Raw genomic sequence first — 23,738 nt, 5'->3', positions numbered from 1 at the left:
TAGGACTCAGCCTACCGGCTGCCGCCGAGGTAAATTGTCGCAAAAAGTAGTTCCCAAAAAAGAGAACTGTATTACAATGTATATATAGTCTTTAGGAACGAGGTACCAACTATGGAAAACCTAGTAATTTCAGTCTTTAACACCGAAAGCGAAGCTTATCAGTCCTTTGCAGATTTGAAGGCTTTCCGCCAAACTCAGACGACCAAGGTTGCTCAAATCGCCTTGGTCAAAAATGAAAACGGTCATATCGTTGAAAAAGAACGCTATGATTTTGAAGATTCAACGACGGATGCAGCCCTAAAAGGTGGCTTGCTCGGTGCAGTTATCGGGCTTTTGGGTGGTCCTATCGGCGTCTTGTTTGGTTATGGTATTGGTAGCCTCCATGGTTTGGTTGCTGGTGATATCGTTGATACGGCAGAAGCTGGCCTGATTGACGTTGTTTCTCAAAAATTGACTAACGGTGAAACAGCCGTTGTTGCCTTGGTGCAAGAAGACAACGAAGCAGTCATCGATGCTTACTTCACCAAGTACGACACCCAAATCGTGCGTTGGGATGTAGCAACCGTCGTAGCCGAAATCGAAGCAGCTCTGCAAGTCCAAGAAGACCTCTACAACCAGGCGCGTGCACAGATGAAGGCTGAACGTAAAGCCGAACGCAAGGCTAAGCTTGAAGAATTCAAGGCGAATGTCAAAGCAAAGTTTGACAAATTGAAAGCGTAAGCACCCAAGCATCTCATAAAAAATAGGCTATCTACTTCTGGTAGATAGCCTATTTTTTTAAAAACTAGATTTTAGAAAGAGGAAGTGAGGATTTTGGCTCAAGATCTTGAACAAATCAAGGAAGACAATGGCAAAAATACCAAACTCAAGGTGGGGATTTTAGCCATCTCTCTTTCTCCAGGTGGATGTTGATGCCGGTGGTGCCGTTCGGGTTGCGGAGGGGAAGCTGGGCGAAGGATTCGGTGATGCGGTCGAGCTCTTCTTCGCTAGCGAGCAGGCCGGGCATGTAATCCATCTCCACGAAGATATCCTTCTTCAGCGGGTTGGCGCCCATGCCGGGGTAATCAACGTCAATCTTGCCGTCGCCGTCTGCGTCATAGCCCTTCATCTCCCAGGTGTTGGGGATGCCGTCGCCATCAATGTCCGGGTTGTACGCCTGCGCTGCGGGGGCAGCAACAGTACCGAGCACCAGCAGTGCCGCCGAAGCGAGCGCGGTACGCACCACGCGATTTGAGGTCAGAAAAGACATGGGATCTCTCTTTGTATCTTGACCACGCGGGAGGTTGCATCACCTGGTATTGCGCACGGTATGGGTCGTACGGGTCCGGTTTTATGGTGAGTGTCAGGCGGCTACCGCGTGGTTCAGTGGTCATATATGTCGCTGCCGCCAGCATGTAACCGGTATGCCGCAAGTGAGTACGGCGTTTAAAAGACAGCGGGTCACTGCCGAACCCTCCGGTGGAGGCAAAGGAACCGTTCTTAGTTCTCTTCTGTTCGACGGTGACCCGCCTCATCATACACAGAGTGCATCTAGTTTGTCCCGGTATTTGCACCGCATCTCAAGTTATGCACCGTTTATGACGTAAAGCGCTCTGATAAGCCTTCTACTTAGTGGCCTCCACCTCAGCGTTCTGTGCGGCGCCCTTCGCCTCGGAGGTCTTCATGGAGGCGTAGAACAGGCACACGACTGCGCCCACTGCCGCGGCGACCAGGGGCAGCATCATGGAATCAGCCATTGCCGCCGCGTAGGGTTCACGCAGGACCTGCGGAAGCACGCCTCCAGCAGCACCGCCGTGAGAACCACCGCCTGCTGCAGCAGCCGGACCCAACGCGGACAGGTGCGAGGTAATCGCAGAAGCCATAATCGTCGTAATCGCAGCCGAACCGAGCACCGACGCCATCTGGCGGGTCTCGTTGTACACGCCCGAACCGGCACCGGCACGCTGCGGCGGCAGGTTACGGGTCGCAGACACCGACAGCGGACCCCAAATGCAAGAGTTCGCCGCGCCCAGAATAATCATCGGACCAACCATCAGCCACAGGTTGCCGTCCGCGACCATTGTCGGGCGGAGCAGAGCAAAACCAATCACGAACAGCACAAAGCCAATCACCGCAATCCACTTCGGGTCATTACGGTCCAGACGCGCACCCACCACCGGCGCCAACACACCCGACGACAAAGCCAGCGGCGCAGTCATCAGCGCAGCCTCAGTCGGGTTCAGGCCCTCCACCTGCTGCAGGTACAGGGTCAGTGGGAACGCCATACTGATAGCGACCACGCCCATAGCGGAAATAGCCACATTCGACACGGAGAAGTTACGGTCACTGAACAGGCTCAGCGGAACCAGCGGCTCACGCGGATTAATAGCCTGCCAACCGATGAACAGGCCCAGTACCAGAATGCCGGCAATAATCAGACCCCACACGCTCACCGCAATACCGGTACCCATGAACGAATCAGTAATGGTGCCCCAGTCGTAGCTAGCACCTTCCTGAATACCGAAAACCAGCAGGAACAGACCGACCGCCGAAAGCACCACACCCAGCCAGTCGAAGCTGTGCTTCTTCTGCTCAAACACCGGCACGTTACGCCACGCCAGGAACAAACCAATCAGACCGACCGGAATGTTGATGAAGAAAATCCAGCCCCAGCTGAGGGCATCCACCAGCACGCCGCCCAGAATCGGGCCAACCAGCGAGGCAATACCCGCCGTCGCACCCCAAATGCTCATGGCGACACCGCGCGCATTCGGCGGGAACATCAGCGTAATCAGAGACATGGTCTGCGGGGTCATCAGCGACGCACCCAGGCCCTGCACCACGCGGGCAGTAATCAGCGACTCAACGTTTGGCGCCAGACCGCACCACAGGGAAGCGGCAGTAAAAATAGCCATACCGATCATGTACAGGTTCTTCTGGCCGAAGCGGTCGCCCATACGACCGGTAATGAGCAGTGGCACCGCATACGCCAGCAGGTAGGCGCTCGTCACCCACATACCCGCCGACAGGGATGCCTCCAGATCCTGCAGCATCTGCGGCAGGGCGATGGTGACAATACTGCCGTCCACCAGGATCATGAAGAAGCCAACGACGAGGGACCAGAGAGCGGGCCAGGGCTTGTAGGGTGTCTTCGCCGGGTTGCCGACGAGGGGCTCTTTCTTGGGGCGGGAACTCAATGATCCTCCAGTGGATGAGCGTTGCGGGTACAGTCTGCGTGTTCAGCGTTGCCGCTAAGTAAATATCACCCCATCTTACTCCCCTTGTGGGTGCGGCTCCGGTTGCTCTACCCTAATTCAGCTGTTCACGACGCGTGCGCGCGGCAACCGGGCAACAGGCGCCCTGATGCCACCCCGAAGCACTCTGAACCCACTAGACTGAAGCTATAAAGCTAATCCGGGCGCCGCCAATGCTGGCGCGCCCCCATCAAACCACCCTCAACGAGACGACCCCGGGAGGACCCATGGGTTTCTTTGATTTCTTCACCGACCGCACCCCGGCAGAACCCGCCGAAATCCGCCTCGTCGCCTTCGTCAGTGGCAAAGTGCAGGGCGTGGGCTTCCGCTGGTGGTGCGCCGGAACCGCCAAACCCATGGGCCTGACCGGGTACGCCGAAAACCTCGACGACGGGCGCGTGAAAGTCGTTGCGGAAGGTACCGCCGCCTCCTGCGCTCGCCTGGTCGATGTGCTGCGCGGTGACGACACCGCGGGCCGCGTGGATGAGGTGCTCGTTGAGTGGGAGGAGCCGGCCGGCTCGTTCCGCGGCTTCGGCATCAGGTAGTGCAGCCCAGCGAGCCCAACCTAGCCAGACCGGAGCTATTTAGACCAGAGCTAATCCGACCAGAGCGCCGCGAACTGCGCGCGGGTCATATCGGCGCGGCGCACCCGATGCTGCACCGGGTGGCCGTTCTCGTCGGGGCGGCCGGAGCTCGGGTCAATATCGTCGTAGATGCCGGTGAAACCCGCCTTAACCGCCACCTTCTCGGAGGGCTCGTTACCCGCCAGGGCGGTCCAGCGGACGGTCTCCAGACCCAGCCCGAGCGGGTCGAAAGCGTAGCCGAGGACGGCTCGCAGCGCCTCGGTCATATAGCCCTTGCCGCGCGCTTTGGGGGCGGTATAGTAGCCCAGTTCGGCGCGGGTTCCGGGGCTTTCGGGGGTGCCATCGGGCAGGCGCAGTTCGATACTCCCCGCGAACACGCCGGAGGCGTCAATCGCCCAACGCTGGATTTTTCCGGCGGCAATCTGGCGTGCGGTGGTGAGTAGGGAGTCTTCGGCGTCGGCGCGCGTGTAGTTCAGCGGTACACGGGTGAAGCGGACCATCTGCGGGTCGCGGCAGGATTCCACGATGTCGGGGATATCCGCCTCGCGCATGTGGCGTAGGGTGAGGCGCTCGGTGATGAGTTCGGGCTGGTTGGGCTCTGTGTGTTCGCTGTGCTCAGAAAAGTCGCTGTGTTCGGGGGTCATGATTCGAGCTTAAACCCTCGGCTTTGTGCGCCGAAAAAGCTTTTGTGAACATCCCAGAATATTAGGTGACGCAAATCACGACTTAATACTCGCGTTTTCAGCCGCCATCACTTGATTATTATGAATTATTCATAATAAAATAGGTATCAAGCCCGCCCACTGGGCATCACTAGAACAAGCGCCGCGCAACGAATCCGCGCGGCACGAAGTAGAAAGAAGAACACCATGGCAGTTCTGACCATCGGCGACCAGTTCCCCGCATACGAGCTCACCGGCGTTGTCCCCGGTAAGCTGGCTGACATCGAAGCAACCAAGCCCGAAGACTACTTCACCACCGTCTCCTCCGAGGGTCTGGACGAAGACACCTGGCGCGTCGTCTTCTTCTGGCCGAAGGACTTCACCTTCGTGTGCCCCACCGAAATCGCAGCATTCGGTAAGCTCGCTGACGAGTTCGAGGCACGCGACTGCCAGGTCATCGGCGTTTCCGTCGACAACGAGTACACCCACTACGCATGGCGCCGTTCCCACGAGGAGCTCGTGGACCTGCCCATCGTCATGGCATCCGACCTCAAGCGTGAGCTGACCAGCGCACTGGGCATCCTGAACAAGGACGGCGTTGCAGACCGCGCAACCTTCATCATCGACCCCCACAACACCATCCAGTCGGTCTCCATTACCGCTGACTCCGTCGGCCGTAACACCGACGAGGTGCTCCGCCAGCTGGACGCACTGCAGTCCGACGAGCTGTGCGCATGCAACTGGAAGAAGGGTGCAGCAACCATCGACGCATTCAAGGAGATGAAGTAATCCATGAGCATCGATAACCTGCGTTCGGCTCTGCCTTCCTACGCGAAGGACATGAACCTCAACCTGTCCTCCCTGCCCCGCATCACCTCCCTGTCCGAGCAGCAGCTCTGGGGCGCAATCCTCGCAACCGCAGCAGCAACCAAGGTTGACTCTGTTGTTGTTGAGATTGCTGCAGAGGCTAAGGAGCACCTGAGCGACACCGCTTACGAGGCTGCTCTGGGTGCTGCATCCATCATGGGCATGAACAACATCTTCTACCGCACCCGTGGCTTCCTGAACGGTGCATACGATGACCAGCGCGCAAACCTGCGCATGCAGATCATCGGTAAGAACGGTGGCATTGAGAAGCTGGACTTCGAAATGTTCGCACTGGCAGTGTCCGCAGTCAACGGCTGCTCCCACTGCGTTGAGGCTCACGAGCACACCCTGCGTGAAGAGGGCGCAACCAAGGAGCAGGTCAACGACCTGATCCGTATTGCTGCAACCCTCGGTGGCGTGGCACAGGGCATTCAGCTGGCTGAGGCACTGGGCTAAAACCCACTAAGCGTTAGAGCTTGAAACAAAGCGGCGCATCCACCCATCACGGGTCGGATGCGCCGCTTCCTTTATGCGCGTCAAGCCCTGCAACGTGTTGGGCGGCAGCTTCCTAACTCCCCCGATTTGGCGCTATACAATGCCTGTATGCGGTACTGTATTTTGGACTCCACCAGCCCCCTACCCAGCGTGGAAGAACTCGCTGAGCTTTACGATTCTGTGGGCTGGAGTGCCTATACCAAAACACCCGAACGCCTCATCCCGATGTTGGAAGGGTCGCGGTATCTATACACCGCACGAGAGGCAAGGCCTGAAGGAACGGGACGGCTCATCGGGCTAGTCCGCGCCGTCGGGGACGGTCAATCTATCGCCTACATTCAGGACCTCCTAGTACATCCGCATGCCCAGCGTCAGGGCGTTGGTTCTGCGCTTCTAAAGCGTGTCATTGATGACTTTGACCGAGAAGACATTCGACAGCGACTCATTACTACCGACACCGCTAGTGAGCACGTCGTTGCGCTCTACAAACGCTACGGTTACGCCCCCGTAGAGGTAGCAGGATGCATCACCCTTGCATGCTATCGATAAGGCAATATCGCATGCGGCTTGATACGGCTTGACTCGTTCGAGCTGGCTGAGCCACTGGGCTAAACCCACTAAGCGTTAGAGCTTACACAGAAGCGGCGCATCCTTCCCTTTTCGGGTCGGATGCGCCGCTTTGTTTTAACTACTTTTGGCTGTCCGCAGAGCCAGTGCGCAGGGCGGCATCCCAGCTACTCGCCAGGCGCGTCGCCGCGGCAACCAGAGCCGCCAAGCCCTCGGCGTACACCGGGGTCGAGCGCACACCTGCGCACCAGTCAATCGTGCCCAACCCCAGCCAGGGCTTACCCGGAAAGAACTCGCGGCGTAGCGCCACGCGGCGCTTACCCAGGGCGCGGCGACCGGGCACGTACCCGCCGTGGCTGATGAACAGCGCCTCACGCCCTTCGGACTCCACCAGAGCCTCCAGGGCCCTCAGCGCGGGAACCCAGCTCGGCTCCCCCACACTCGCCAGGTCGTCCAATTCGGGGTACTCGCTCTCGTGCTCGGCCACGCTCACGCCCAGGATGTACTGGTAACGCACCTGCCCCAGCTCCTGCGGCAGGCCGCGGTCGGCGGTCTGAATCGTGCCACACAGGTGTCGGGCGACCAGCTCACCCTCGGCGTTCACGCCGGCCAGGGGCAGATCGGGACCGTCCAGGTAGAGCCCCACCGCACCGGTCCCCGTAATATTGGGGCGCACCGACCAGCCGGGAAGCGCCTCCTCCAGACGGGGTATAACCCCCTGCAGGACCCCGAAAATTTCGTCGCGAGATACCGCCACGGTGGCTCCTTTCACTTCGTGCACTATTCCGTATGCCTGTGGCCCGGTCTATCAAACGACCGGGCCACAGGCCTTCAGTATTCGTCTAGCTCCAGCTTAGCGAGCGTTTCGGCTGCGCGAGGGCAACCACACCATGAGCGCCGACAGCGCCGCGCCGGCAATGGCACACCATGTGGCGCCAAGCGCAAAAACAATCATGACAGCATTGGGGGTGGAGATTCACTCATTCTACGCCCATCTTTTAGCACGTCCACAGGCTTCTTGGTTCCGTCTCAGAGCTCGTCATGAGCACCTTTCAAATAGGAGTAGGAGCGGCGGCGGGTCTACAATAAATCGGTGCCATATCAGGTGCGAGCACAGGCTGACAGAGCCGGATGCGGTGATAACGTCGTCACCCGACCCCGTGCGCCCCTCCCCCACAGGCACTCCGATACCCCCTCAGGTGCCCCCTCGCGGGCACCCAAACGCAGACACCCATACCACATATGCAGGAGAACGCCCATGCACGAGCTCTTTGACCCTGACCAGGTATTCCGCATCGTCGACATTGCCGCCGTTGTTGCTAACGGCCTGCTCGGCGGTGCTGTGGCGCGCGCCTTCCGGTTCGACATTGTGGGCTTCCTGCTGCTCGCTATTGCCTGCGGTATGGGCGGCGGCATGATCCGTGACGTGCTGCTGAACTCGGGCCTGCCCGTGGCGCTTACGGACGGCGGCTACTGGATTGGTGCGATTGGTTCGTCCATTCTGGCGTACAGCATTGATTTGAGTGCCCGCTGGGCGACCCGCACCCTGCTCGTCGTGGACTTCGTGGGCATGGGATGTTGGGCGGCAACCGGCACCATCAAGTCCCTGAACCTGGGTCTGCACTGGCTGCCGGCTATCGCGCTGGGTATCACCACCGCAGTGGGTGGCGGTCTAATCCGTGACATTATGGTCAACCGTATCCCCGCAATCTTTGGCGGCAACTCCCTGTACGCGACCGTCGCCCTATTCGGTGCCGCAGAAACCGCCCTCGTAACCGGCCTGTTCCACCGCCCGAACCTGGCGATGGCACTGTCCATCATCCTGTGCCTGGTGTTGGGCGTACTCTCCCACACGAAGAATTGGCAGCTGCCCACCACCCCGGGCGGTCTGCGGGTGCACCGCCCGCGCATTCTCACGTTCTTCAACCGTGAAGAGAGCGCGGTGCACAACGAGGGCTGGTCGCCGGGTGACCCGCTCACCGACCAGCTGCAGGTGGTCAGCCCCGAGCAGCTGGACGAGTACCGCCGCGCGAAGTCCCAGGCGAAACCCAAGAAGGATTAGAAAAGAGTAAGAAGGATGGGTCGGTCTCCCTTGTAGGAGACCGGCCCATCCTTCTGCTGTGTAGCCTTAGCTACAGTATGCGGTTAAATCGTGTACTCGGTGCTGTCGTACACCGTCAAGAACTTGCGGATGCGCTCATCGTCCGAGGCGAAGAAACCGGTCGGCTCACCGTTATAGCGCAGGGTACCGTTCTCCAGGAACACGATGCGGTCCGCAACCTTCTTCGCAAACGCCATATTGTGCGTCACGATGACCAGGGAGCGGCCCTCCTTCGCCAGCTGCATGAGCACGCGAATCACCTCGGCCTCCAGCTCGGGGTCCAGGGCGCTCGTCGGCTCGTCGAAGAGCAGGTATGCCGGTTCCAGTGCCAGGGCGCGGGCAATCGCCACGCGCTGCTGCTGGCCGCCCGAGAGCGACTCCGGGTAGGAGCCGGTCTTATCGGCTAGGCCCACCTTGGCGAGCAGCTCGCGGGCGCGTTCCTCAGCCTGCTTGGCGTCCAGGGTGCCGTTGAGGGTCGGGGCGAGCGCCACGTTCTTCAGCGCCGTGTAGTTCGGGAACAGGTTGAACTGCTGGAACACCATCGCCGAGCGGGAGCGAATATCACGCACCTGCGCGTCGGTGAGCTTCTGGCTGTAGTCCACCTGCGCGTCGTCGATGGTGAGCGTGCCGGACTGCGGGGTTTCCAGCAGGTTCAGGCAGCGCAGCAGAGTCGACTTGCCGCTACCGGAGGGGCCCAGAATGACGGTGGTCTCGCCGCTGGGGATGCCCAGGCTAATGTTCTTGAGAACCTGCGTCTCGCCGAAGCTCTTCGAGAGGGATTCCACGCTAAGCATTGCGGCTCCTTACGTAACGGTTGCTGTACTTCTCCAGCGCCGACTGTGCGGCGGTCAGCAGGGTGAAAATCACCAGGTAAATAATGGCGACCTCAGAGTACATTGCCAGCGGCTCGAAGGTGCGCGAAGCGATCTGCTTACCGGTCTGGAACAGGTCAACCATCGAGATGACCGACACCAGCGAGGTGCCCTTAATCAGATCGATGAAGTTGTTGCCCAGGTTCGGCAGTGCAATGCGCACCGCCTGCGGAATCACGACGTAGCGCAGGGTCTGCAGGCGGGTGAAGTTCAGGGTCGCTGCCGCCTCGAACTGGCCGCCGGGGATAGCCGCCACGGCGGAACGGAAAGTCTCAGCCACGTACGCGCCGGTGTGCAGGCTCATCGTGATGATGGCGGCACTCCACACGTCCAGGGCGATACCGACCTTCGGCAGGCCGTAGAAGACAATGAACAGCTGAACCAGCAGCGGGGTGCCACGGAAAATCCAGATGTACAGCCACGCCAGCCAGTTCACCGGCGCAAAGCGGCTCGTGCGCGCGCCGGCGGACACGATGCCCACCAGCAGCGCCAGCACGAAGGAGATGAGCGATAGCGGAATGGTCACTGCCACCGTTGAGGCCAGCAGCTGCGGCAGTGATTCTGCCCAGAGGTTGAGGTAGCGTTCCATGCGCGGAACTCAGCTCCTTATAAGAGTGTTAGTTCTTCGGGGAGAGGTCTTCGCCCACGTACTTTTCGTAAATCGCCTTGATGTCGCCGTTGCCCAGGTGCTTCTTCAGCGACTCGTCGATAGCGTTGCGCAGGGCGTCCTGGCCCTTAGCCATCAGGATGGAGGAGTTGCTGCCGGTGCCCAGGTCGCCGGAGAGCAGGCGCAGGTTAGCGTCCGGGTGCTCCTTGAGGTACTCAGCGAAGGACACGGAGTCGTTCGCGGTCATCTCGGCGCGGCCCGAGAGGACCTGCTCGATAGCCTCGTCGAAGCCGGAAACAACCACGATCGAGGCGCCCTTCGCCTCCACCATCTTGCGGAAGTTCGAGGTTTCAGACTGCGCCGAGGAGTGGCCGGAAATCTCGCTCACGTTCTGCAGGGAGGAGTCCTTCTTCACGGCGACCTTCGGCTCGGAGTACAGGTAGGGTACGGAGAAGTCGTACTTCTGCTTGCGCTCGTCGGTTGCGGAGACGTTGTTAATGACGATGTCGTAGCGGTCAGCGTCCACACCGGCAATCAGCGAATCCCAGGGGGTCTCGACAAACTCGGCGGTCACGCCCAGGTCCTTGGCAATCAGGTCGACGATTTCCTTCTCGAAACCGACCAGGGTGCCGTTGGACTCGTGGAAGGAGAAGGGGCGGTAGGTGCCCTCCAGGCCCACGCGAATCTTACCAGCAGACTTGATGGCCTCCAGCTTGTTGGTGCTGGATGCGGCGCTACCGCTGTTGGAACCGCAGGCGGCGAGCAGGGCTGCCAGGCCGGTGAAGGCGGTGCCTGCGAGGACGGTGCGGCGGTTAATCATTGCGGACATGGTTCTTCCTTTGCGTCGTAGTTGATGCTCTTGTAGTTGCGGGTTGTCACCCTGTGATTACTCGGGGCATCCTGCGGTGTGCCCCTCTCTGCGGGTGCAACGCTGGCTATCCTACAGCTATTCCCAACCCGAGAGAATTCAACGTAACATTCCGTCATATTCTCTCATCAATGCGGGAAAAGCGGCTGAGACATCAACCACGACGCGGCGTCGGAAGTCCTGGAAAGCTAGGCTTTTCCGAGCCTCCGAGAAGGCTGTTCCGAGAAGCTTAGGAGGTGGGGCTCAGGTCCTCACCCACGTGCTTCTCGAAAATTGTCTTGAAGTCGCCGTTGCCCAGGTGCTTCTTGATGGAGGCGTCAATCGCATCCTTCAGCGCGGTCTGGTTCTTCGGCAGCAGAACGGCAACGTTGGTGCCGGGACCGACCTCACCCTCCAGCAGTCGCAGGTTGGCGTCCGGGTGCTCCTTGAAGTACTCGGCGAAGGAGACGGAGTCGTTGGCGGTCAGCTCGGCGCGGCCGGTGAGCACCTGCTCGATGGCCTCGTCAAAGCCGGTGACCTCGATGATGGTGGCGCCGCGTTCCTCCACGAGCTTGCGGTAGTTGCTGGTGGCGCTCTGGGCGGCGGTGTGGCCGGAAATTTCGGAGGCGTTCTTCAGGCTCGAGTCCTTCTTCACGCCCACGCGGGCGCGGGAGTGCGCGTAGGGTACGGAGAAGTCGTACTTCTTCTTGCGTTCATCGGTGGGTGCCACGTTGTTGAGCACGATGTCGTAGCGGCCCGCGTCCACGCCTGCGATGAGCGAGTCCCAGGGGGTTTCGATGTACTCGGCGGTCACGCCCAGGTCCTTGGCGAGGGTTTCGGCGATGTCGTACTCGAAGCCGGCGAGCTTACCGGAGGCGTCGTGGTAGGTGTAGGGGCGGTAGGTGCCCTCCACGCCGATGCGGATCTTGCCCGCGGACTTGATGGACTCCAGCAGGTTGGAGGCGCTCTGCGAGCTACCTGCGCTGGAGCCGTTACCGCCGGAGCATGCGGCGAGCAGGCCGGTGGTTCCGGCGAGGGCCGCGCCCAGTAGCAGGGAGCGTCGGTTCAGCACGGTGGAGGTGTTGAGAACGGTCATTCTTGGTTCCTTAATCTACGTTGATGTGTGGTGTGAAAACTAAAATCTGCGGTACGGACCGGCGGCGTTCACCGGAGGTACAGGCCTAGTCGGGGTTACAAACCTAGCCGGCGAATGCGGCCTTCAGGCCAATCTCCAGGGCCGCGATGAGGTCCTGAACATCCTCGATACCGATCGCCAGGCGCACGAGGCGGTCGTCCACACCGAACTCGTCGCGGTGCTCCTGGGCGTAGGCGCCGTGCGTGGTGTGCGCGGGCAGGCTCACGAGCGATTCGATGCCGCCCAGGCTCACGGCGTTCACGAAGATGGGCAGGGCGCGGGCGAAGGCCTGCGCGTCGCCGCCGTCCTTGAGCAGCAGCGAGAAGACGGAGCCGATGCCGCGCGCCTGGCGGGACTGCACCTCCGCCTGTTCCTCGGAGGAGCTGCCGGCGTAGAAAATCTTCTCGACCTCGGGGCGCTCGGAGAGGAACTCGATAATCTCGCGGGCGTTCTGCTGCTGACGTTCCAGGCGCAGCGCCAGGGTCTTCACGTCCTGCAGCAGGCGGTAGGAGTCAATCGGGGGCAGCAGCGCGCCGCTGACGAGCTGACCGCGGTGCAGCAGAACCGCCAGGTCGGGGTCGTTCGTCGCCGCAACACCGGCGAGCAGGTCTGCGTGGCCGGCAAGGAACTTGGTGGCAGACTGCACGGTGATATCCGCGCCGAGCTCCAGGGGACGCTGAAGGTACGGGGTCATGAAGGTGTTGTCCACAATCAGCAGGGCACCGTGGCGGTGCGCCAGCTCCGCAACCGCGGCAATGTCGGTGACCTGCAGGGTCGGGTTCGTGGGGGTCTCAAGGAAGACAACCTTCACGTCCGGGGTGAAGTCCTCATCGCTCAGGGTCGTGAAGTCGCTAATGAAGCGGGTCTTCACGGCGCGCTTAGTCAGCTCGGTGGTCGCAAAACGGTAGGTGCCGCCGTAGGTCGGCATGCCCAGCAGTAGGGTGTCGCCCGCCTCCAGAACGCCGAGGGCCGCCGCGGTGGCCGCCATGCCGGAGGGGTACGCATAAGCGTGCTCGGCACCCTCGAGGGCAGCGAGGGTCGCCTGCAGGTTATCGCGGGTGGGGTTCGCGCCGCGCTGGTACATGTAGGTGGTGTCCTCACCTGCGGTACCGAAGGTGCTAACCAGATAGACCGGCGGCACGGACGCATCGTAGCGGGCATCGTGCACGGCGTGGATGGTGCGGGTCGTGAAACCGGTCGGTTCGAGCTGGTTCTGCTGGCTCATGGTGATTCTCCTCCGTTCGGGCTACCCCGAACGCGGGTGTAGCTGGTATTCGTCGTGTATCCGGGATTTACCCTACCCGCATTTTTTATGCCGTTCTAACCCCGCGTCACGGGGGTTAATATGTTCACGCAACGTCATATAAAAATGCAGTGAGGGTGCACAAAATACCCGAATCAAAAACATTCTTTTACATTGAAAGAAATACGTTAATCCGGGTATTTTGAGTAATTATTATGGGTGACATTACACCGCGTATTTGGGGCACCTCGAATCACGCGATACGGTCGTGCGGGGCCTCATGTTCAGGGACTATGCCTGATGAGCCAGGGCTGCGGTCAGGCCGCGCTCCAGGTCCTCAATAATGTCCTCAATCTCCTCAATACCGATGGCAAGGCGGATGAGATTGTCGCTCACGCCGTACTCGTCGCGGTGCGCCTGCGTGTAGGCGGCCTGCACCATGAGCGCGGGGCGAACCACCAGCGACTCGATACCGCCCAGGCTCACCGCGTGCGTGAAAATCTTCAGGGCTTCGAGGAAGGCGGGCAGGTCAGCGCCGTCCACCAGCTCCATGGAGATGAGCGCGCCCAGGCCGTTCGCCTGGCGGGCATGCACCTGCGCCTCGTACTCGCTGTGCGAACCCGCGTAGAGCACACGCTTCACGGCGGGGTGCGCCTCCAGGTAGTTGATGACCTCGATGGTGTTCTTCTGCTGCTGGGTCAGGCGCAGCTTGAGGGTCTTGACCTCCTGCAGCAGGCGGTAGGAATCGGTGGGCGAAAGCATTGCGCCGGTAATCATCTGCAGGTGCCAGAGGCGCTCGGCGAGCGCGTCATCGTTGGTTGCGGCGACGCCTCCGAGCAGGTCGGCGTGGCCGCCCAGGTACTTAGTGGCGGACTGCACGCTGATGTCCGCACCCAGGTCGAGGGGCTTCTGCAGCAGCGGGGTCATGAAGGTGTTATCGACGACCACGATTGCACCGTTGCGGTGGGCAATTTCGGCGATGGCGGCGATGTCACTCACGCGCAGCAGCGGATTGGAGGGGCTCTCCAGGAACACCATGGTCACGTTGTCGGCGAAGTCCTCGTCGGTGAGGGCAGTAAAGTCGCCAATGAAGCGGGTCTTGACGCCGCGGGCGGGCAGTTCGATGGTTGCAAAGCGGTAGGTGCCGCCGTAGGAGGGCATACCCAGCAGCAGGGTTTCGCCTTCCTTGAGGATGCCGAGGGCGGCAGCGGTGGCGCCCATTCCGGAGGGGTAGGCGAAGGCGTGCTTGGCGCCTTCGAGGGTTGCGAGCGTGGTTTCGAGGGCTCCGCGGGTGGGGTTGCCGCCGCGCTGGTAGTCGTAAGGGCCTTCGGTGCCGTCACAGGGCTGGGCGTAGGTGGTGGTCGTGTAGATCGGAGGCAGGATGGAGCCGTACGGGTTGTCGCGGTCCGTGGTGTGAATTGCCTTCGTGGTGAATCCGGTCATGCTGTCCTCGGCTAAGGGTTATGCATAAAATGCGGGGATAAATATATTGTTAGCTTAGGGCTCTTTGAGGGTGCTGACTAGTTTTTTCTTTTCTGTGACCGGGTGACTTTTTATGACTGAAAAACGGCGTTATATTTCGACATTTTAGACATATATTTCGTCATATTTCGGGCGTGAAAAGACCCGGCGGTCGGTACACGTGTGTGCTGAGTACCGGCCGCCGGGCTCCACACTAGGATACCGGCTTACGGTGCGAAAGCGTAAGGGTAGGTTTACCTTAAAGCTGAACCGCCCTCCACAAGGGGCGATGCCGCACATAAAAAGGAGGGGCGGACCCGGGAATCGCCCCGGGTACGCCCCTCCGCTTACTCTCATGAGTACGCCAGCGTCATAATGCAAGGTAACTGCAGGACCGACGCCGGTTTTAGAAGATTTTCTGCGAACCTACGCCAACGCAGTAGCTCTCATCCTGCTCCACTAGAGCCTTTATCGCTTTCCAGGCTTCCCTCTGCCGACGGATGTTTCCCTGCAGGAGAGCAACGTTAGCAAAGCTGACCAACATACCCTTCGGATCCGCATCGCGAAGGTCCTTAGCAAAAATTTTTGGCTTTGCCGAAGTGTCAGTCGTCGGCATCATCCAGAGACGAGAACCGTGAGCTACACGGTTTCGTAAAGTGGTCAGAGACTTAAGACGACCCTCAAAGTGCTTATGATTTACGCCCATATACTCTGCGGTCTTTTTATAGAGCAACAGCTTTTCAGCATCTCCAGACTCGGTGGAGGTTTCTGAAGCATAACTTTGGACCACCGCATGGGAGAGAAGCCCCAAAGAAAACGAATCAACAACAGACCACAGAGGAAGCTCTTTTTGCATCATCTTTCGAAGCTCCTCAATGTCCTGCCAGTCATCCAGGTTTTCGGAAGGGGTTTTAGAGGAACCTTTTCCGCAGGATTTCCACCACTCCTCAATACGCTCACGAACATACGGTTCACGGTATCGCAGGATGTGCCGCATCATATCTTTGATGAGCGCATCTACTGGCCTCTCCTGGCTCATGCAGATATACGCATCCGGGTTGAGGTACTCATGGGGACTACGGTAAGTGCAAAATACATCCACCCATGCGGCTCGAATCGCCTGTTCGCTCTGCCTCATGTACCCGTACAGGAGGGAAGAGACCGCAACATCCATACGCACAATATCTAAAACGTCCGAAATGTCTGGATTCTCAGGCAGAAGCCCCTCGTTCTTGTATTTGTTGTAATTACGAAAATATCCCAGAAGATAGTGGAAATTAGAGCATGCAAGCATGTCTCGGTCATCGTCGCTCAGGGTCGTTCCCTGAGGAAAATACCTCTTAGCAACAAGGTATTCCTTCTGCTCCTCTATTGAAGGTAGAAATACGCACGATTCCTTAGGCAATGCCGTTGCTCTCCTTACTTCGGTTCGCCGTAGAACCGAACATACAAAAGGACCCCCTCGAGATGCGCTTAGGTAAACCCAGAGGCGGAGGGGGGACTGTTAGGTACAACAATAACATTGAAGCTAAACGCTCTCAAGGAATCTGGGCGTTTTCCCTGGTTATCTTCTGGTTGCTTATACCACTGCAACAGTATCAAAGAAGGAGGGGCGCGCCCGGGAAGCACCCCGGGTACGCCCCTCCTTGCACGCTGACAAGCGCCTGATTTTTGTAATTACAAGCCGCAGCGTCTTATACAGCACAGGCTGCTTACTTCGACAGCACCTGACGCTTCGACGAAATCACGCCCGTATTGAAACCAGCCAAGTGCAGACCACCGTGGAAACGCGCGTGCTCAATCTTCACGCACTTATCCATCACCACGTTCAGGCCAGCAGCCTCACCAATCGCGGCAGCCTCCTCACTCCAGGAGCCCAACTGCATCCAGACGGTCTTCGCGCCCAGATCAACAGCCTCCTGCACCACGCCCGGCAGGTCCTCATTACGGCGGAAAATCTCCACCAGATCCGGAACCTCCGGCAAATCCTGCAGCGACGGGTACACCGGCTGACCCAGCACAAGCTTGCCCTTCGCCGCCAGAATCGGGTTCACGAAGTACAGCTTGTACGGCGACGCCGACTGCAGGTACGTCGCCACGAAGTAGGAGGCACGCGAAATCTTATCGCTCATACCCACGATCGCGATGGTGCGGGTATTACGCAGAATGTTCAGACGCTCGGGGGCGGAAGGACCCACCCAGGTACGCTTCTCAGTCATTACTTCTCCTCCTGAGTGGTAGCGGCGGGCAGGGAGCAGGATGCGCCAGCAACAGCCTCAGCGGCGGCAGCGTCCTCGGCGGCCTTGGCGGCGGCAACCGCCTCCTCAGCCTCCACAATCTTGTCTGCACTGGACTCGCCCACACGCTCACCGGCGTGGTTCAGACCGGTCGCGTAGGTCAGTGCCTGGTCCAGGTCCCAAATGATGTCTTCAACGTCTTCCAGACCCACCGAAATACGGATCAGGTCCTCACCGACACCGCCAGCCTTCAGCTGCTCAGCGGTCAGCTGCTGGTGCGTGGTCGAACCCGGGTGCAGAACCAGGGTGCGGGCGTCACCAATGTTCGCCAGGTGGCTTGCCAGCTGCAGGGCACCAATGAACTCGCCACCGACCAGGCGGCCGGAAGCCTTCTCGGTCGCCTTCACACCGAAGGAGAACACGGAACCAACGCCCAGCGGCAGCAGCTTCTTCGCGCGCTCGTGGTGCGGGTGGTCGGGCAGGCCAGCGTAGTTCACGTAGGCGATGCGGGCGTCCTCAACCAGCCAGTTGACGACCTGCTTAGCGTTGGCGAGGTGCGCGTCCATGCGCTGCGGCAGGGTCTCAACACCCTGCAGCAGGTTGAACGCGGCCTGCGGGCTCAGCGACGGACCGAAGTCACGCAGCTGCTCAGAACGCAGCTTGGTCAGGAAGCCGTACTCGCCGAAGTTACCCCACCAGGACACACCGTTGTAGGAGGGAACCGGCTCGGTCATGGACGGGAAGTTGCCGTTACCCCAGTTGAAGCGGCCGGACTCGACCACGATGCCGCCGAGGGTGGTGCCGTGGCCGCCCAGGAACTTGGTGACCGAGTGAATGACAATGTCGGCACCGTGCTCGAGGGGACGAATCAGGTACGGGGTGGACAGGGTTGCGTCCACGACCAGGGGGATACCCGCCTCGTGGGCGACCTCTGCGAGGCCTTCCAGGTCGGCGACCTCACCGGAGGGGTTCGCGACGATTTCGGTGTAGATTGCCTTGGTGTTCTCGGTCAGTGCCGCCTTGTAGTCGGCGGGGTCGGTGCCGGGCACGAAGGTGGTCTCGATGCCGAAGCGGCGCAGGGACACGTCCAGCTGGGTGACGGTGCCGCCGTACAGTTGCGAAGAAGCCACAATGTGGTCGCCCTGCTGGCAGAGTGCCGCGAAGGTGATGAATTCGGCGGCCATGCCGGAGGCGGTCGCTACCGCACCGATACCGCCTTCGAGGGAGGCGATGCGCTCCTCCAGCGCGGCGACGGTGGGGTTGGACAGACGCGAGTAGATGTTGCCGTACTTCTGCAGGGAGAAGAGATTCGCCGCGTCGTCAGCGTCTTTGAAGACGAAGGAGGTGGTCTGGTAGATGGGGACCGCGCGGGCACCGTGCTCAGCGTCGGGGGTGCCGCCCGCGTGTAGTGCGCGGGTGCGGAAGCCGAAAGTGTGTTCAGCCATTGGTTTGCTCCTGGTGTATCTGCCCGCCGGGGATGGGCGGGGAGTCGATAGTGGCTCGACTTTATACTGTGCCACCGGCGCCGGGGTGCACCAAGTGCGGGTACCTATGTGTCGTTTATTGCGGATTATGACGGGGCATCATATCAGCCGTCATAACAACCGTCATAGCAGAAGTTGTTATGACAGTTGTTATGATGCGCGCTCAATCAGCGCCGATATAACTACCCGGTTTCAGCCTGCAATTCCGGGGTTTTTAAGATTCAAAGGTGCGAGGAAAATACCGCATCATAACAACATCATCGCAGGATCATAACAACTTCATAACAGAAATTGTTATGATGCTGTTATGACGTTGCTATGACGTTCACCAAGAAGTAGCCACCGGGAGCATACATGGAAACAAACACCGCCGAACTCATCGAAAACCTACGCCGTAGCCAGGCTGAAAACGGGCGGGTAGAAGTCAAAGCTGCAGCTGGCGGGTTCCCCAAGTCCGTTCTTGAAACCGTTAGCGCCTTCGCCAACGGCGACGGTGGCACCATTCTTCTTGGCCTAACCGACCCGGCAGAAGGTCTGCAGCCGGTTGAAGGTTTCAATGCACAGGCAGTCCACGACGCATCCGTTGAGGCAATCCGCTCCAAGATCACGCCTCGACCCCCGGTAGATATTCAGATTGAGGCGGCAGATGAGCAGCACCGTATCGTGCGCATCGACGTGCTCCCCGGCGACCCGACGCAGAAACCCTACTACATCGAAGCACACGGCATGTACAACGGCTCCTACCAGCGCGTCGGCGAGGCCGATATTCGCCTCACCAAGTACGAGATTGACCGCCTCCTAGAGAACCGCAGCCAGCCCCGCTACGACGAGGAGCTGGTCAGCGAGGCAAGCTTCAAGGACCTCTCCCCCACCCTTGTGAGTGCCTATGTCGCTCGCCTGCGCGAGGAGCAGCCTCGCGTTTTTGCGGCGCTTTCTGACCGTGAGGTTCTTCTGCAGGCACGCATTCTACGCATCGATTCTGAGGGCCGAGAAGTGCCCACTCTTGGGGCGCTTCTCTCCATGGGCTCATACCCGCAGGCGTTCTTCCCGCAGCTGATGATGAGCGTTGTTGTTCTTCCCGGTGAAGAGCTTGGTGAGGTCACTGAGGACGGTCGACGTTTTCTGGACAATCACAGCTGTACCGGGCCTATCCCCTCCATGTTGGATGAAGCTATGGGCGTTTTGGTTCGTAATATGCGCAAAACGTCCACGATGGAGGGTCTCAACAGTAGCGGCATCGGGCGGGTTGAGCGCTACGAGTATCCGCTGGAGGCTATCCGCGAGCTCTTGGTCAACGCCCTCATGCACCGCGACTACTCGCCGGGTGCGCGCGGCTCGCAGGTGCAGGTTGAGCTCTACACCAACCGCTTGGTGGTGCGTAGCCCGGGCGGTATCTACGGTGCTGTAACTATCCGAGATTTCGGTCAGCCCGGTGTTTCTTCAACCCGCAACAGCTACTTGGCAAGCATTCTGACTGATCTGCCCGACCCGGGTACGGGTCGTTTGATTGCAGAGAATAGGGCTTCCGGTATTCCCACGGTTCTGCGCGCGCTGAAGGAGGCGGGTCTGCCCGCTCCCCAGTTTGCTGACCGTTTACTCTATGTGCAGGTCACTCTGATACAGCCCCCGCAGGATGTATCTTCTACGGAACAGAAGACCGCGCCTGAGGATAAAACTCAGCAAGCAACCCATGCCGCGGGCAAACATTCAGCCGATGCCGTCGAACCGGCAGGCGCCGATGCGCCGCTTGACGGCCTCAGCGAACGCCAGGCTGGTATTGTGCGCGGCCTGCGTGCACAGGGTGAGGCTGTTTCCACGGCGTATATCCAAGAGCATTGGGGTCGGGGCGCTTCACGTACCTCCATTACGAATGATCTGCGCCGTCTTGTGGAGGCGAAGCTGATTGTTCCTACGGCTCCGCCGCGTAGTAAGAACCGTAAGTATCGCGCTGCTTAGACGTGCCCGATAAAAGGTACGCAAAAAAGGGGAGGGAAATAGAGCGGTTATTCTCTATTTCCCTCCCCCCTTCGACTATTCAGCCAAAACCACGTTTAGCCGCAAGCCCACTCAAAGACGACCTGCGAGAAGTCGCGGGCGGCAAGCGCCTCCGGAGTAATCAGCCAGTTCGCCGCACCGGCATCACCCCACATGATCTCAATCTCCTCGTCTTCGTTCTCCTCGTTCTCCGATTCGGAGACGATAGTCAGCAGGTTCACGGTGTGGCCGCGCAGCTCCTTGAACTCGTCACGCGGGTCATTCTGCACGAAGAACGGGTATCCGCCCACGTGGGAGTACTCTTCCTCCGATTCGAAAGGCTCCGTCAACTCGTAGAGAGCTTCGCGGCGAGGCTGGTTCTTATACGGGTTCTCGTGCGCTTCGGGCAGCAACTCATCCGGGTAGGTTTCATCCCACTTCGCACCAAAAACATCGTAGTAGTCGTAGCCGGAGGCGGTCACACCCTGCTCACGCACCTCAAAGGTCATGCCGTACTCAATTTCGAGAGGGCCGCTCTCACAGTCGAAACCGCCGATGGGCCAACCGCCTTCGTCCCAGTCCACGTTCGGGAACGGGGCGTCCGGGTTCGGCTCACCCAACGTCTCGTAGTAGACAACACGGTGATTCTTCTGCGAAAGAGGGTTCTCGTAGTCAAAGCCCCACAAGCACTCTTCATCGTTCGGGTTAATCCAGAACTGCAACATACCGGCCGCCGGGTAAATGTCATTCTCGGGCAGCTCAGCGCAGTTAATCTGCGCAATCATGCCCAGCGGCTCACCCTTCTCATTGGTCGGCGCAGACTCCCCGGCGGGCAGGTACGGGCGGCCACCAAACTTGGATGCGGTCTGCGGCAAGGGTTCGGCAGGAACAAAGGGCTTCAGAGCGATAGCCTTCTTACGGGCGCCCTCCTGGTTGAGCAGGTCGATAACGTGCTTCGCCTGCTTTTCGATCTCCTCGAACGGCTTGTTGTCAAACATTTTAGGGTCTCCTCATTGATGATGTGGCGGTGTGAAAGTAGTACGGTGTCTAGCCGCAGGCCCACTCAAAGACGACCTGCGAGAAATCGCGGGCGGCAAGCGCCTCCGGAGTAATCAGCCAGTTCGCCGCACCGGCATCACCCCACATCACGTACACGCCCTCCTCAGCGTCCTCACCCCACTCCGATTCGATAGTCAGCAGGTTCACGGTGTGGCCGCTCAACTCCTCGAACTCGTCGCGCGGATCATTCTGCACGAACGAGGGGTAGCCGCCGATATGCGAGTAATCCCTCTCCTCCGATTCGAAGGGCTCCAGTAGGTTGTAGGAGGCGTCACCGCGTGCGTTCGGTTCCTCGGGCAGCTTCTGGTCCGGGTACATTTCATCCCAGGTGTCAGCGAACTGGTCGTAGATCTCGAAGCCGCCATCCAGGAAGCCCTGCTCCCAAGGCTCGAAGGTAAGTGCGTACTCGACAACCTCCTCAGCGGTACCCTTACCGTCACGTCCGAAGGGCCAGCCGTAGTCATCCCAGTTCACGGTCGGGTACGGCGCCTCCGGGTTCGGCTCACCCAGCGTCTCGTAGTAGACGACTCGGTGGTTCTTCTGCGAAAGCGGGTTCTCGTAGTCGTAACCCCACATGCACTCTTCGTCGTTCGGGTTAATCCAGAACTGCAGCATGCCGGTCGCGGGGTAGATGTCGTTTTCGGGCAGGTCGGCGCAGTTAATCTGCGCAATCATGCCCAGCGGTTCGCCCGCCTCATTGGTCGGTGCGGACTCGCCGGCGGGCAGGTACGGGCGGCCACCAAACTTGGAGGCGGTCTGCGGCAGCGGGGTGTCGGGGAGGGTTACCTTCAGGCGGATTGCCTGTTTGCGCGCGCCACGCTCGTTGAGCGCGTCAATGACGCGGCGTGCCTGCGCCAGGGTCTCTTCGGAGGGCTTGTTCTTCGGCATGATGTGCTCGTTTCGTCGGTGAATTATTCGGTGCGGAAGGTTCGGTGTGTCAGGCGCGGGGCTACGGTACCGCGGCGCCTTCTACCCCCATTAGACCCTATTTCGGGCGGGCGCGCACCGGTTTCGGTCACCTGTGCAGGTCACCCGTGCATCCGGCGGGCAGAAACGCTGGTGCAAAGTGCACAGAAAGCCCCGCCTCCTCACCCTCACGCGCGGGGCGTGAGAGATACAGATGCGGGGCTTCCCGGTGAATCTCTACGAATCTCTACAAGAGACCGTGAAAGGCTTAGAGCGCCTTTTCAATGGTTTCCAGAACGCCGAGCGCGGCAGCCGGGCCAGCGTTCAGGAAGAACATGTCGGCATCCACGCTGTGTGCGTGTTTCTCGGTAACAGCCTTGAGGGTGCTCCACAGGGCTTCCTTGGTCAGCTTGGACTCGTCGCCGCCCTGCACACCGTAGAACAGGTAGTCGGCGTCAGCCTGGTCAAGCTGCTCAGCACTCAGGTCCACGGAGGTCTTCTCAACCTGTGCCGCTGCGGGGCGTGCCAGGGATGCATCCGCGCAGATGGAGCCCACGAACGAGGACTTCGCGAAGATGCGGGTGCGGTCAGCGGAAGCGTACAGGAAGGAGAAGGTCTTCTCGGTGCCGGCCTTCTGACCGACCGACTTCGCCTTGGTGGTGTACTCCTCCATAAGCTTCTCAGCCTTCTCGGTGGTACCCAGCGCGGCGGCAATCAGCAGGAAGTCCTGCTTCCAGTTAATGCCGGTGCCCTCGGTGACCACGGTCGGCGCAATCTTGGCGAGGGACTCGTACAGCTCGTCCTTCTTGTTGGTGTTGTTGATGAGGATCAGATCGGGCTTGAGGTTTGCGATGGCCTCAACGTCCGGGTCGGTGCGCTTGCCGACCTTGGCGATCTTGTCGAGCTCTGCGGACTTATCGGAGAACTTGGTCTTCAGGTAGGCGGGGACCAGGTCGGCGTCACCGGCAGTTGCCGCACCGACGGGCACGATGCCCAGGGAGAGTACGCCGTCGAGCTGACCGGTGGAGAGAATCACGACCTTGGAGGGTGCGGATTTGATGGTGGTTTCACCGCGGAAGTGCTTGACGGTGCGGGGGAATTCGCCGTCAACGGTGGTGGTGCCCATGCCGGAGGGCAGTGCGGAGGGGGCAACCTTCTTACCGGTCGCAGAAGCAGACGCGGAGGAGGAAGAGCCGGAAGTGTTGGAGGAGCCGCATGCCGCCAGGGCGAGGGCACCGAAGGAACCGAGTGCGAGTGCGCCGAAGGAGCGGCGGGTGATCTTGTTCGTCATATTTGCCATATTATTAGGATAACCTCATATGCGCATATGCGATACTTAATAATCATCTATTGATACATTAAGCACCCTCCGCCCGCACGGGAGCACACCGCTCCCCCACCACC

The 23,738-nt window shown here is 59.8% G+C and carries 23 protein-coding genes; 7 read left to right on the top strand and 16 right to left on the bottom strand.

Annotation, left to right across the window (positions count from 1 at the left end; genetic code table 11):
• The first annotated feature begins 111 nt into the window (after positions 1-111).
• Positions 112-720 carry a DUF1269 domain-containing protein gene (locus RWL87_RS08520; protein ID WP_313969589.1) on the top strand — a complete coding sequence of 203 codons (609 nt, stop codon included), beginning with the start codon at positions 112-114 and terminating at the stop codon, positions 718-720.
• Positions 721-865: 145 nt separating this feature from the next.
• On the opposite strand, the gene RWL87_RS08515 is transcribed toward RWL87_RS08520, so the two are convergent.
• A complete protein-coding gene (locus RWL87_RS08515; RefSeq protein WP_049338271.1) occupies positions 866-1,249 on the bottom strand; it encodes a hypothetical protein in 384 nt (127 codons plus the stop codon).
• 355 nt (positions 1,250-1,604) lie between these two features.
• Positions 1,605-3,176, bottom strand: a complete 1,572-nt coding sequence (locus RWL87_RS08510) for a DHA2 family efflux MFS transporter permease subunit (protein WP_313969588.1) — start codon at positions 3,174-3,176, stop codon at positions 1,605-1,607.
• Positions 3,177-3,460: 284 nt separating this feature from the next.
• Between RWL87_RS08510 and RWL87_RS08505 the strand changes: the two genes are divergently transcribed.
• On the top strand, positions 3,461-3,778 hold the full coding sequence (locus RWL87_RS08505) for an acylphosphatase (protein ID WP_303976019.1): 318 nt from the start codon (positions 3,461-3,463) through the stop codon (positions 3,776-3,778).
• Between the two features lie 50 nt (positions 3,779-3,828).
• Here the strand turns inward: RWL87_RS08505 and RWL87_RS08500 are convergent, their stop codons facing one another.
• Positions 3,829-4,461 carry a GNAT family N-acetyltransferase gene (locus RWL87_RS08500; protein WP_313969587.1) on the bottom strand — a complete coding sequence of 211 codons (633 nt, stop codon included), beginning with the start codon at positions 4,459-4,461 and terminating at the stop codon, positions 3,829-3,831.
• Positions 4,462-4,686: 225 nt separating this feature from the next.
• Between RWL87_RS08500 and RWL87_RS08495 the strand changes: the two genes are divergently transcribed.
• From RWL87_RS08495 to RWL87_RS08485, 3 genes are read left to right on the top strand one after another with little or no spacing between them, the layout of a single operon-like run.
• Positions 4,687-5,268 carry a peroxiredoxin gene (locus tag RWL87_RS08495; RefSeq protein ID WP_049354428.1) on the top strand — a complete coding sequence of 194 codons (582 nt, stop codon included), beginning with the start codon at positions 4,687-4,689 and terminating at the stop codon, positions 5,266-5,268.
• A 3-nt stretch (positions 5,269-5,271) separates the two neighbouring features.
• Positions 5,272-5,802 (top strand): carboxymuconolactone decarboxylase family protein, encoded by a 531-nt coding sequence (locus RWL87_RS08490; RefSeq protein WP_049327399.1) that lies wholly within the window; start codon positions 5,272-5,274, stop codon positions 5,800-5,802.
• A 57-nt stretch (positions 5,803-5,859) separates the two neighbouring features.
• Complete coding sequence (locus RWL87_RS08485) at positions 5,860-6,390, top strand: GNAT family N-acetyltransferase (protein ID WP_313969586.1); 531 nt, start codon at positions 5,860-5,862, stop codon at positions 6,388-6,390.
• A 139-nt stretch (positions 6,391-6,529) separates the two neighbouring features.
• Here the strand turns inward: RWL87_RS08485 and RWL87_RS08480 are convergent, their stop codons facing one another.
• Positions 6,530-7,165 (bottom strand): L-alanine-DL-glutamate epimerase, encoded by a 636-nt coding sequence (locus tag RWL87_RS08480; RefSeq protein ID WP_313969585.1) that lies wholly within the window; start codon positions 7,163-7,165, stop codon positions 6,530-6,532.
• 501 nt (positions 7,166-7,666) lie between these two features.
• On the opposite strand from RWL87_RS08480, the gene RWL87_RS08475 reads away from it, so the two are divergent.
• Positions 7,667-8,470, top strand: a complete 804-nt coding sequence (locus tag RWL87_RS08475) for a TRIC cation channel family protein (protein ID WP_313969584.1) — start codon at positions 7,667-7,669, stop codon at positions 8,468-8,470.
• 83 nt (positions 8,471-8,553) lie between these two features.
• Here RWL87_RS08475 and RWL87_RS08470 read toward each other — a convergent pair whose 3' ends face one another.
• The 9 genes from RWL87_RS08470 to RWL87_RS08430 form a co-directional block, all read right to left on the bottom strand.
• Positions 8,554-9,303 carry an amino acid ABC transporter ATP-binding protein gene (locus RWL87_RS08470; RefSeq protein ID WP_313969583.1) on the bottom strand — a complete coding sequence of 250 codons (750 nt, stop codon included), beginning with the start codon at positions 9,301-9,303 and terminating at the stop codon, positions 8,554-8,556.
• A complete protein-coding gene (locus tag RWL87_RS08465; protein WP_049327404.1) occupies positions 9,296-9,970 on the bottom strand; it encodes an amino acid ABC transporter permease in 675 nt (224 codons plus the stop codon). Before RWL87_RS08465 ends, RWL87_RS08470 begins: the two co-directional genes overlap by 8 nt.
• Positions 9,971-9,998: 28 nt before the next feature.
• On the bottom strand, positions 9,999-10,817 hold the full coding sequence (locus RWL87_RS08460) for a transporter substrate-binding domain-containing protein (protein WP_298698870.1): 819 nt from the start codon (positions 10,815-10,817) through the stop codon (positions 9,999-10,001).
• A 268-nt stretch (positions 10,818-11,085) separates the two neighbouring features.
• On the bottom strand, positions 11,086-11,931 hold the full coding sequence (locus RWL87_RS08455; protein WP_313969582.1) for a transporter substrate-binding domain-containing protein: 846 nt from the start codon (positions 11,929-11,931) through the stop codon (positions 11,086-11,088).
• A 103-nt stretch (positions 11,932-12,034) separates the two neighbouring features.
• Positions 12,035-13,195: a PLP-dependent aspartate aminotransferase family protein gene (locus RWL87_RS08450; protein ID WP_313969581.1), complete on the bottom strand. Its 1,161-nt coding sequence runs from the start codon at positions 13,193-13,195 to the stop codon at positions 12,035-12,037.
• A gap of 309 nt (positions 13,196-13,504) precedes the next feature.
• Entirely contained in the window at positions 13,505-14,656 is a 1,152-nt protein-coding gene (locus RWL87_RS08445) for a PLP-dependent aspartate aminotransferase family protein (RefSeq protein ID WP_012904272.1), read from the bottom strand.
• Positions 14,657-15,080: 424 nt separating this feature from the next.
• On the bottom strand, positions 15,081-16,079 hold the full coding sequence (locus tag RWL87_RS08440; RefSeq protein ID WP_313969580.1) for an Abi family protein: 999 nt from the start codon (positions 16,077-16,079) through the stop codon (positions 15,081-15,083).
• Positions 16,080-16,386: 307 nt separating this feature from the next.
• Positions 16,387-16,893: a CoA-binding protein gene (locus RWL87_RS08435; RefSeq protein ID WP_005509183.1), complete on the bottom strand. Its 507-nt coding sequence runs from the start codon at positions 16,891-16,893 to the stop codon at positions 16,387-16,389.
• A complete protein-coding gene (locus RWL87_RS08430; protein WP_313969579.1) occupies positions 16,893-18,356 on the bottom strand; it encodes an O-acetylhomoserine aminocarboxypropyltransferase/cysteine synthase family protein in 1,464 nt (487 codons plus the stop codon). The genes RWL87_RS08435 and RWL87_RS08430 overlap by 1 nt, the downstream gene beginning before the upstream one ends.
• Before the next feature lie 393 nt (positions 18,357-18,749).
• Between RWL87_RS08430 and RWL87_RS08425 the strand changes: the two genes are divergently transcribed.
• The gene (locus RWL87_RS08425; RefSeq protein WP_313969578.1) at positions 18,750-20,351 is read left to right on the top strand and encodes an ATP-binding protein; all 1,602 of its coding nucleotides are present in this window, start codon (positions 18,750-18,752) and stop codon (positions 20,349-20,351) included.
• Between the two features lie 95 nt (positions 20,352-20,446).
• On the opposite strand, the gene RWL87_RS08420 is transcribed toward RWL87_RS08425, so the two are convergent.
• The 3 genes from RWL87_RS08420 to RWL87_RS08410 form a co-directional block, all read right to left on the bottom strand.
• Positions 20,447-21,367, bottom strand: coding sequence for a YwqG family protein (locus RWL87_RS08420; protein ID WP_313969577.1), 921 nt, complete (start codon positions 21,365-21,367; stop codon positions 20,447-20,449).
• Between the two features lie 49 nt (positions 21,368-21,416).
• Positions 21,417-22,316 (bottom strand): YwqG family protein, encoded by a 900-nt coding sequence (locus tag RWL87_RS08415; protein ID WP_313969576.1) that lies wholly within the window; start codon positions 22,314-22,316, stop codon positions 21,417-21,419.
• A 286-nt stretch (positions 22,317-22,602) separates the two neighbouring features.
• Entirely contained in the window at positions 22,603-23,625 is a 1,023-nt protein-coding gene (locus RWL87_RS08410) for an iron-siderophore ABC transporter substrate-binding protein (protein WP_313969575.1), read from the bottom strand.
• Positions 23,626-23,738 lie beyond the last annotated feature (113 nt).

The sequence above is a fragment of the uncultured Rothia sp. genome (assembly GCF_963555405.1).
Lineage (GTDB): Bacteria > Actinomycetota > Actinomycetes > Actinomycetales > Micrococcaceae > Rothia.
This window is presented reverse-complemented; position numbering and strand designations above follow the sequence as displayed.